The 10459-nt window shown below is 42.2% G+C and carries 9 protein-coding genes and 1 pseudogene; 3 read left to right on the forward strand and 7 right to left on the reverse strand.

The window, feature by feature from the left end; genetic code table 11:
- Positions 1 to 484 precede the first annotated feature (484 nt).
- Entirely contained in the window at positions 485 to 2089 is a 1605-nt protein-coding gene (locus tag BLR76_RS09870) for a C40 family peptidase (RefSeq protein WP_091268551.1), read from the reverse strand.
- 244 nt (positions 2090 to 2333) lie between these two features.
- Between BLR76_RS09870 and trhO the strand changes: the two genes are divergently transcribed.
- Both trhO and BLR76_RS09880 read left to right on the forward strand, forming a co-directional pair.
- On the forward strand, positions 2334 to 3299 hold the full coding sequence (trhO, locus tag BLR76_RS09875) for an oxygen-dependent tRNA uridine(34) hydroxylase TrhO (protein WP_091268552.1): 966 nt from the start codon (positions 2334 to 2336) through the stop codon (positions 3297 to 3299).
- A gap of 187 nt (positions 3300 to 3486) precedes the next feature.
- Positions 3487 to 6279, forward strand: a complete 2793-nt coding sequence (locus BLR76_RS09880) for a transglycosylase domain-containing protein (RefSeq protein ID WP_176759689.1) — start codon at positions 3487 to 3489, stop codon at positions 6277 to 6279.
- 144 nt (positions 6280 to 6423) lie between these two features.
- On the opposite strand, the gene ccpA is transcribed toward BLR76_RS09880, so the two are convergent.
- Positions 6424 to 7425, reverse strand: a complete 1002-nt coding sequence (ccpA, locus tag BLR76_RS09885) for a catabolite control protein A (protein ID WP_091268555.1) — start codon at positions 7423 to 7425, stop codon at positions 6424 to 6426.
- A 229-nt stretch (positions 7426 to 7654) separates the two neighbouring features.
- On the opposite strand from ccpA, the gene BLR76_RS09890 reads away from it, so the two are divergent.
- Complete coding sequence (locus BLR76_RS09890) at positions 7655 to 8752, forward strand: M24 family metallopeptidase (RefSeq protein ID WP_091268557.1); 1098 nt, start codon at positions 7655 to 7657, stop codon at positions 8750 to 8752.
- 73 nt (positions 8753 to 8825) lie between these two features.
- On the opposite strand, the gene BLR76_RS11890 is transcribed toward BLR76_RS09890, so the two are convergent.
- The 5 genes and pseudogenes from BLR76_RS11890 to BLR76_RS09900 all read right to left on the reverse strand — a co-directional run.
- Positions 8826 to 8963: a hypothetical protein gene (locus BLR76_RS11890; protein ID WP_176759690.1), complete on the reverse strand. Its 138-nt coding sequence runs from the start codon at positions 8961 to 8963 to the stop codon at positions 8826 to 8828.
- A 61-nt stretch (positions 8964 to 9024) separates the two neighbouring features.
- Positions 9025 to 9318: a DUF421 domain-containing protein gene (locus BLR76_RS09895; protein WP_342706604.1), complete on the reverse strand. Its 294-nt coding sequence runs from the start codon at positions 9316 to 9318 to the stop codon at positions 9025 to 9027.
- Between the two features lie 15 nt (positions 9319 to 9333).
- Positions 9334 to 9510 (reverse strand): annotated as a pseudogene (locus tag BLR76_RS12425) (DUF421 domain-containing protein); the annotation flags it as partial.
- Positions 9511 to 9602: 92 nt separating this feature from the next.
- Positions 9603 to 9773 (reverse strand): FMN-binding protein, encoded by a 171-nt coding sequence (locus tag BLR76_RS11680; RefSeq protein ID WP_245683080.1) that lies wholly within the window; start codon positions 9771 to 9773, stop codon positions 9603 to 9605.
- A 131-nt stretch (positions 9774 to 9904) separates the two neighbouring features.
- A partial coding sequence (locus BLR76_RS09900) for an RNA-guided endonuclease TnpB family protein (protein WP_143009239.1) occupies positions 9905 to 10459 on the reverse strand: 555 nt, incomplete at its 5' end.

The following is a 10459-nucleotide window of genomic DNA, read 5'->3' on the forward strand; positions in this document are numbered from 1 at the left end:
AAAAGAAAAAGAAGACAAAACAATCAGACATTTATCTCAATATGCGCTCTCATCCCACGATTAAAACCGTGGGCTTTCACGCTTGATAGTTCTGTAATATAAGATCTGAATACAAAAGAGCAATGAGTCACCGTTATTATCAGGACGGGCGCTCATTGCTTTTTCGTTATGTATAAGTGATGGAATGACAATGTGGAGGCTTGTAAGTTGAAGGTAATTCGACTCTCAGATCAAACTCATAGTGCAAGGTCCGCTTCAGTATGTCGCAAGATGCGTCTTGGAACTCACTCAGGTAATAATGCAGCCTCCAGTCTGTTCTAGCCAAATATATAAAGGGTGCAGGTCTACAAAAATATGCTAAGATTACTGAGAGCTGAATCTTGGATCAATATCAGTTGCTTGTTCACTACTTGAGGGGGAAAATCTGGCTATAAACTCAAAAAGGGACATGACCGTTCAGGCATGTCCCTTTTTGAGTTTGCTATTAATATCTTCCGTATCCTACAAATCGAGCACCCCAGTAGCCAGTGTGAGCGTTGGTATACGCGACACCCGTACTAGTCTGAGAACCGATAAAGCGTCCGCCGCCAACATATATCCCTACGTGAGAAATTGTAGATCCATTTTCAGAGAAGAAAATCAAATCGCCAGGTTGCGCGTCACTTCTGGATATCTTTCTTGAAGAGGCATACTGTCCAGCTGCTCTACGTGGCAGTGAAATGCCTACTTGTCTAAAAACAAGAGAAGTAAAGCCGGAGCAGTCAAGGGCACTTGCCGTACTTCCTCCCAGCTGGTATCTTGTTCCCAGCAATCTAGTTGCATGTGGCTGAAGTGTTGCCCAGCTTGTTCCTCCGCTTGGAGCAGGAGCCGGTTGTGGTGCTGGTGCAGGCTTGTTGGATGATTCATTTGAACTTCCACCTGATCCATTTCCACCACCATTGTTACCTGAATTACTGCCTGAGTTATTACCAGAATTGTTTCTTGAATCTGATGGACTGTTGTTATTTGATCCACCTGTATTTCCGGAATTATTTGGAGCGGTGGTGCTGTTCTGGTTAGCAGAATTATTGTTGTTAGATGATTCAGTATTTGATGCAGAGCCTCCGTTAATTCCAGAAGATGCTTGGTTTCTATCTGAATTAGATGGCTCAGATGGTGCAGAAGTTTCTGAGCTGGATGATTCCGGCTCAGATGATTGAGAAGAGGATAGTGAAACCTCGACCTCTTCTTCAGCTGCCTGCTCTTCAGCACGTGCTGCAGCTTCTCTTTCTTCCTGTTCACGCTGCTCGGCTTCGGCTCGTCTCTGCTCTTCAGCTTCACGAGCCGCCTGTTCAGCTTCCTCACGTGCTACAATCAGTTGATAAACAGCTTGTTCTGCTTCAGCTCTCTGTGAAAGATAACGATCTCTGTCAGACTGTGCAGTGGCTCTTTCTGCTGCAATCTGTGCAACGAGCACTTCTTTTTCAAGTCTCTGCTGTTCGAGGTCCTGAGAAATGACTTCAAGTTCAGCACCCAATGCATTCTGTTGAACGATCGTCTGTTCAGTCCGTTCCTGCTTCTCGGCAACTGCTTCCATGTCTCTGACCTGTGCTCGAACCAGTTTACGGTTAGATGACACGAGACTGGACACAATATCAATTCGGCCGATGATATCCGTTAGTGATTCAGCCTCTATGATAAATTCAATATAGCTGGTCGTCTGTCCATCAACCTGGATTTTTCTAGCTTGATTTTCCAGCTGTTCAGTTCGTTTTGCAATGATGTCTTCAAGTTCGGTAATTTCGTCCTGAAGCTCTTTCATTTCAGCATGTGCTGCTTCCAGTCGCTCAACTACTTCATTAATTTTATCTTCATTGGCAGTGATATCACTATTGAGCGTCTTTAACTCGTCTTCTGCATTGCGTACCTGTTCCTGAAGAGAACTGATTGTTTCTTCAAGGTTATGTACCTGATTGTCGGTCTCTTCAATGATCGATCTCTGTTCATCAATTGCATCGTTGAAATCGTCTGCTGATACACTCGACACAGCAGAAAATGTACTAAGTAATAGTGCACTTGATAAAGTTGACAGTATAGGTTTCTTGCTCAACAAAAGCCCCTCCAATAATCGTCAATTCATAGTTTTTAGATGTCAGCGTTTTAATTTATTGGATAAAGTATACTATTATATCGATAAATTTAAATTTCAACTATATTACACTTGGATATCACTTTTACATCTCGAAATGGCTATACTCCCTGAGACTACTTGCATTTTGTAAGCGAAACGACTATACTTTTTAGTGATTCCATAAGAATGGACTAGATCATACCTAGCAACAGGAGGAAATTAAATGAGCGATTATCGTGTATTGCTTTACTATAAATATGTAAAAATAGACAACCCTGAACAATTCAGAACCGAGCACCTGGCTTTATGTAATGATATCGGGCTAAAAGGGCGCATTCTCGTTTCGGAAGAAGGTATTAATGGAACTGTCTCCGGTACAGTCGAGCAGACTGATGCTTATATGGAAGCTGTAAAATCTGAAGAGCGCTTCAGTGACATGTTCTTTAAAATGGACCCTGCAGATGGTCATGCATTCAAGAAAATGCATGTCCGTTATCGTCCTGAAATCGTCTCTCTAAGTTTGGGTGAAGACGACCTCGATCCGAATGAAATTACTGGACAATATCTTGAACCTACAGAATTCAGACAAGCGCTAGAAGATGAGAATACAATCGTTCTTGATGCAAGAAACGATTATGAGTACGATCTGGGACATTTCCGAGGTGCTGTACGTCCTGAAATCCGATCCTTCAGAGAACTTCCGGAATGGATCAGGGAAAACAAAGAAAAATTTATGGACAAACGCATCGTCACCTACTGTACGGGAGGGGTACGTTGCGAGAAATTGAGTGGCTGGCTTCTTAAAGAAGGGTTCGAAGATGTTGCTCAACTTCATGGTGGGATTCATAACTACGGTACGCACCCTGAGACTCAAGGTGAACTGTGGGACGGAAAAATGTATGTTTTCGATAGCCGCATCAGTGTGGACATCAACCGCAAGGAACATACTGTTATCGCTAAAGACTGGTTTGACGGTACACCGTGTGAACGTTACGTTAATTGCGGCAACCCATTCTGTAACCGTCAGTTCATTACTTCCGAAGAAAATGAGCACAAGTATTTAAGAGGCTGTTCTCATGACTGCCGTGTTTCACCGGAAAACCGTTACGTCAAAGAGCATCACCTAAGCAGAGAAGAAGTGGCCAAACGATTAGAAAAAATCGGAGAAACTCTACCTGAAACAGTCTAACCATTAATCCTTTACGTAAAATGATTCCTATTTTCGTAAAGGATTTTTTCTTGCAGGTACTTAACAATTCTGTCACAGTCCACTCATTTATATGTGCTTTATCTCCTCAATTATTTTATTTCTACCCTTATTTTGCTATAATATAACAAGCTACACGACTATTAAATCAAACTTAAAGGAGTTCATAATGAAGCGTTCTGAAGAAAAGAAGCAAAGACAGACAGAAGAAACGAATGAACCCTCACGTTTCGAGAATGTTGTCTATTATTTTGATATTTTTTATCGGGTCGTCAAGGCCCTTATTATTATGCTGGTTGTCATCCTTCTTGTAGGAGGTTCACTAGGAGCTGGAGCGGCAGTCGGATATTTCGTTTCACTGGTCAATGAAACTGACATTCCTGATCATGAAGTGATGGTTCAGCAGATTTACGATTTTAACGAAACATCAACAATGTATTATGCAGGTGGAGAAGTGATCAGTGATCTGAGAGCGGATCTCATGAGGACACCAGTTGAACTGGAACAGATGTCTCCACTTCTAGTTGACGCGATTATAGCAACGGAAGATGAGTACTTCTTCGAGCATGAAGGAATCGTTCCTAAAGCTATCGCCCGTGCCCTCGTTCAGGATCTGACAGAGTCTGATGTCTCTACCGGTGGATCGACTCTAACACAACAGCTGATCAAACAACAGATCATTGGTGGGGAAGTTTCGCATGAACGTAAAGCTAATGAGATTCTTCTTGCCATGCGCATCGAGAATTATATGGATAAAGAAGAAATTCTGGAAGCCTACCTGAATGTATCCCCGTTCGGCAGAAACAATAAAGGCCAGAATATTGCGGGTGTTGAAGAAGCCGCTCAAGGGATATTTGGTGTTCCCGCTTCAGAAGTGACGCTTCCTCAGGCTGCATTTATCGCTGGTCTGCCTCAGCGTCCAAACGTCTTCAGTCCTTATACAAACACTGGTGCCATCAAGGAAGATCAGGAACTTGGCCTGCGCAGACAACGTGAAGTATTGTTCAGGATGCACCGTGTAGGATTCATCACTTACGATGAGTATCAGGAAGCTTTAGAATACGATGTGACACAGGACTTTTTAAATCGTGAAGAAATCGATTATGAAGATTTGTCTTATGTTTATGACCGTGCAGAATTTGAAGCCCGTCGTATTCTAGTTGTTCAGGCACTCGAACGTGACGGTATTACTAATGAAGATCTTGAAGAAAATCCTGATCTTTTAGGTGAATATGAGGAACAGATTCGTTCTGAAATACGAAATGGCGGCTATCAGATTCATACTACAATCGATCGTGATGTTCATCATGCAATGGAAGAAACAGTTAGAGAATATCAGGATCAGCTAGGAGCTGAACAGACTTACACATGGGAAGATGCAGACGGGAATACTCAGTCCACTACTCTTCCTGTCCAATATGGCGGAGCATTGATTGACAATGAAACCGGAAGAATCATTGGATTTATCGGTGGAAGAGATTATGAACTAAGTCAATTTAACAATGCATTTCAGATGAACAGAAGTCCAGGGTCAGCCATAAAACCGCTCGCAGTATACGGACCGGCTATTGATACTGATATCCTTACACCAGCTACGATTATTCCAGATACTGCCGTAGAAGTACGTGACGTGTGGGATCCGGCAGCTGGAGAATGGACTTATCATTCTCCTACAAACGTTGGAGCTACAACTAATGAGTGGCTGACTGCCAGAGAATCTCTTGAGGATTCAAAAAACTTGGCTGCCTTTAAAATTCATGCTGAATTAATGCAGGAAGACGTCGATCTGGAAAGTTACATTAGAAATATGGGAATTACTGCTGACGATGTTGCGTCTGAAACAATCAGTTTCCCTTCGTTTTCTATCGGTGGACCTGATGGCCCCTCTCCTGTCGGCCTGATCAGCGCATTTTCAACTATTGGAAATAACGGTCAGCATGCAGATGCCTACATGATTGAACGCATCGAAAACAGTGCAGGTGAAATTATTTATGAACATGAAGTGGAACAGACTGAAGTATGGAGCCCGGCTTCCAATTATCTGCTAATCGATATGCTACGAGGCGTTCATACTGATGGGACTGCACAAGGAACCATTGATCAGCTGAATTTTTCTTCAGACTGGGTATCAAAAACAGGAACTACTCAGGATCGTCACGACGTCTGGTATATCGGCAGTACCCCAAGCGTATCATTTGGAACATGGATGGGATATGGAACAAGCGAGCTCTCATTAAGAGATGACTTTGGTCTCCATCCAAGCAGACGTAACCGAGACATGTGGGCACGCATTATGAATGCTGTCCATGCGGTTAATCCGGATATTCTTGGTGTGGGCGAAACCCATGCTCGTCCTGATGGTGTAACTGAAGATTCTGTCATAGTAGATACTGGTATGAAAGCCGGTGAAGTTGAAGCCCCTGACGGATCGACATTCAACTACTCTGGTAATACACATACTGAACTGTTCAAGTCAGATAACGTTCCTGGAACCACAGTTTATGACTTTGCAATCGGAGCAACAGATGAGGAACTGGAAGAATTCTGGGGTCGAGCATTATCTTCCGACGACGATGATGATGATGATGAAGACGATGAAGAAACAGAAGACGATGCTGCTTCAGATGACGAGTCCAATGGCGACGAGTCATCTGAAGCACCTGAACCTGAACCAGAATCTGAGCCGGAACCTGAAGACGATGATGACGATGAAGAAGAATCTTCTAACGGAAACGGTAATGGCAACGGGAATGATAATGCCTCATCCAATGGAAATAACGGATCGAGCAACGGAAATGAGTCGTCTGATGATAATGACGACTCAAATGACAATGGATCATCTAACGGTAACGGCAATGGCAATGGATCATCTAACGGAAACGGCAACGTCAACTCTGAAGCCACCCCACCGTCTGACAAAAATGATGATGACGATGATAATACAGATGACGAAGAAGAATAAATTCTAATTGAAACAGCTGCTCACCATAACTGGTCAGCAGCTGTTTTTTAATTTACCTTTTCCATATGATTATGATGGGCATTAATTAAAAATGCATTGTTCGCGCAAAAAAGGACAGCCAGTACAGCTGTCCTTTATCACCTTTTATTTAGTTGTTCCTTTAGCATCTATCGTATATGGAAGTTTGACAGTCTTTTCGTCAATCTCTTCTTTATTCATCAATTTAGTCAATAGACGCATCGCTACAGCACCAATATCATACAATGGCTGAACGACAGTGCTCATCTGCGGACGGGTCATTGCTGTTAGTTTTGAGTTGTTAGATGTGATAAGCTCAAAATCTTCAGGAATTGATACCCCTCTATCAAGGGCAGCATTAAGAATTCCGACTGCCAGTTCGTCATCAGAGACTACTGCTGCGGTAGCGCCAGCTTTTTTAAGTTGTTCAAATACTGCTTCGCCTACTTTGTAGGTGTATTCAGATTGAAGAACTAGATCGTCGTTATAAGAGATGGACGCTTTTTCAAGAGCTTTTTTATATCCGTTCAGACGATATTGTCCGTTAATTGGCTCATCGTGGCTTTCGGAAATAAATGCGATCTTGCTGTGTCCGTTTCCTACTAGCATATCTACGCTATCTTCAGTAGCTGCTTCGTAATCAATATTGACACTGCCTACTTGTTCATCCGGGTCAACAGTACCTGCCAGTACGACTGGTGTGCGAGAACGGGAAAACTCAGCTCTCAGTTCATCTGTAATTTTGTTACCCATGAAGATCACACCGTCAACTTGTTTGGCCAGCAGTGTGTTGAGCACCTGAACTTCTTTCTGTTCATTTTCATCTGAGTTTGCAAGAATAATGTTGTACTTGTACATCGTTGCAATATCATCGATGCCTCGTGCCAGAGAAGAGAAATACAAATTTGTGACATCTGGAATGATGACTCCAACCGTAGTTGTCTTCTTGCTTGCGAGCCCTCTTGCTACGGCATTAGGACGATAGTCCAGTCTGTCAATGACGTCCAGAACTTTCTTTCGGGTAGTAGGTTTGACATTCGGGTTACCGTTGACTACGCGTGACACCGTAGCCATGGATACTCCGGCTTCACGTGCCACATCATAAATCGTAATTGTTTGCCTATCCATTATTTAATCTCCTTTAACATATATTGAATAAAAATCTTGTGAGCGCATACTTCTTTTAACAGAATAACAGGAAATGTAACCTTTTTCAATTAAATCAATAAATTTTCATGAAATTTTCCAAAACTTTTTTCAGAAAAGGCTTTCTTCATAATCATTCTATCATTTTCTATTCTAAAAGAGAAGTTTTTGGTACACTAAAACTACGATTAATTTAAAAGGATGGATAATTATGAACCCACTTGATGCATTTAAAAAATATATGATTGATCAGACCTTGTCTTTAGTATATATTGACAATCCGGATACTATCGCCTATCTTACTGGTTTCTACAGTAATCCTCATGAGCGCGTGCTGGCTCTACTAATCACGGCTGACTCCACTCAATTACTTGTACCAAAACTGGAAGAAACTGAAGCCCGCTCCTATGATGCAATTGATGAAGTGACTGGCTATAAGGATGAGGAGAACCCTTGGGCAATCTTTAAAGAGAGTGTTGCAGAGGACGGATTATTTAACACAATCGGTATCGAATCAGATTATCTTGTAGTAGACCGCTATCATCAGTTGATGTCACTCTTCCCTGATGCTTCTTTCAAGTCTGTCACATCATACCTTCAGAACATGAAAGTAATTAAATCCGGTGAAGAGATTCTTATAATGAAAGAGGCTGGTCATCTGGCTGATGAAGCCCTGCGTGTCGGCATGGACGCCCTGTCCACAGGCATAACTGAACAGGAAGTGGTTGCTGTCATCGAGTATGAGATGAAAAAATTGGGTGTTAAAGAGATGAGCTTTGATACGATGGTGCTGTTTGGCGATCACGCTGCCAGTCCGCACGGCACTCCTGGAGATCGAAAGCTTCAGGCCGGTGAACTCGTGCTCTTCGATCTCGGTGTGGTCTATAATGGGTACACCAGTGACGTGACACGCACGGTCAGTTACGGGGACCCTTCACCTAAGCTTAAAGAGCTGTATTCCATTGTGCTTAGCGCTCAAAAAACAGCTCAGGCAGCTGTACGGCCGGGCATTACAGCAGGAGAATTGGATGCTGCAGCAAGACAGATTATTACTGAATCAGGTTATGGCGACTATTTTACTCATCGCCTAGGTCATGGCCTGGGGCGATCTGTCCATGAATTCCCTAATATTGCCCCAGGAGTCACCATCCCAATACAGACCGGCATGTGCTTTTCTATCGAACCTGGCATATATATAGAAGGAACGGCAGGAATTCGAATTGAAGACTGTCTGGCTGTGACTGATAAAGGAGCTGCTCCTTTTACCCAGACTACTAAAGAACTAATCGTTCTTCCAGTTAAAGAATAAAAAACTCCCTTATGATACATATTGACTTGAGAGCAGAGAGCCTGCAAGTCACATGTACTATAAGGGTATCTTTTTATAGGAAAAAATCATCTTCTTCAAGATGTTTCTGTTTTGATTTTTCCATTACTGTCAACGTTCCATCTGATTCATGGATCGATGCATAACTTCCAAATGCAACAATAATCATTCTTATAAAATTTTCAGAAGTCATATCGATAATTTCTTTCTACTATTTATTTCTTTGAGATTATATTTCCTCGTCAGAACCACAATCATTCTATATTATTTTTCTGGTCATCCTGACTTTCGTCCATATCGACTAATGTATTCAGATCTCTCAGTTCATTATTCTTCTTAGGTAAAACAGATATTGTCCCGTCTGTTTCAAGAATCACTGCAGCTACTTCTTCAACCTTTCCAATTCCTTGTTCTCTGATTGCCTGAAGCACTTCAGATTTTGGAATGCGTTCTTTATTCATCTTATCCTCGTAATATTTCCCATCGTAAAAAAGTAATGATGGATGAGCTTTCAGTATTCGGCTGAAAAATGGCGATCTTGAAGACAAATAGCTTGAAAGAAACTGAAAGAGTAAAAGCAGGCAGAAGATATACAGACCTTCCCATAATACTTCATCCTGATTGATGAGTATATTACCAAACACCGTTCCTAAAGAAACAGTAATGATAAAATCAAAAGCATTCATTTTTAACAACGTTCGTTTGCCTGACAGTCTCAGAACAAATAAAATGACGAGGTAGCAAAAAAAAAGAGATGACGGTTATCCGTCCAAATTGTCCAGCGTTCATGTGTATCCTCCTGAAAAAAAGCATGTTTCTATGCTTTTATTACTTAATCAACTTCGTTATCTACTTCTAAGGTATCGGTTTCTCCATTTTCAGCTGCATTCAGAAGCATGGCGGCATATTCCTGAAATTTCTCCGATGAGGAAGTAGCTCCCGATACAGTATCAACTTGTCCGGCATCCTCTGTTTCAACAAGCTGTCCGTGTGAACTACCCACCACTTAAATCCTTTGGATTTTGAAGTGGGGGCTTCCTACTAACTCCATTCTTGTCTGCACAGACTATATACAGACAGAGGAATCGGATAGGGGTAGGCTCAAAAGGCAGTCCCTGCCTCATTGATTCTCTTTTACTTGGCCAATGCCAAGAGGTTTTTGCTGGCATTGATATCTCTATCAAGGTATTCCCCGCATGTCGGGCAGTCCCACTCCCGGATATTGAGCGGCTTCTTGCCGTCTCGGTGTCCGCAACTCGAACAAACCTGACTAGACGGATAGAATCGGTCTGCTTTGATAAGTGTCCGTCCTTTTTGCTTGGATTTATATTCTAATTGGCGGACGAATTCATACCAACCTGCATCACCAATGCTTTTTGCCAGTTTATGATTTTTCATCAGGTTCTTACTGGACAACGTTTCGATTACAATGACTTGGTTTTCGTCTGTAATCTTTTTGGATAGTTTGTGCAAGAAATCTTTGCGCTGATTGGCAATATTCTCGTGCTTTTTGGCTACCTTTAAGCGTGCTTTATTGCGGTTCTTACCGCCTTTTTGTTTGCGGGATAATGACCGTTGCGCCTTCTTCAGCTTCTTTTCGGACTTGTAAAGAGGTTTTGGATTTTTGTGCTTCTCAGTCTCCCCTAAATCATTGGTGGTGACCGCAAAATCCGAAATACCCAAATCAAT

The sequence above is a fragment of the Alkalibacterium thalassium genome (genome assembly GCF_900101165.1).
GTDB classification, from domain to species: Bacteria; Bacillota; Bacilli; order Lactobacillales; family Carnobacteriaceae_A; genus Alkalibacterium; species Alkalibacterium indicireducens.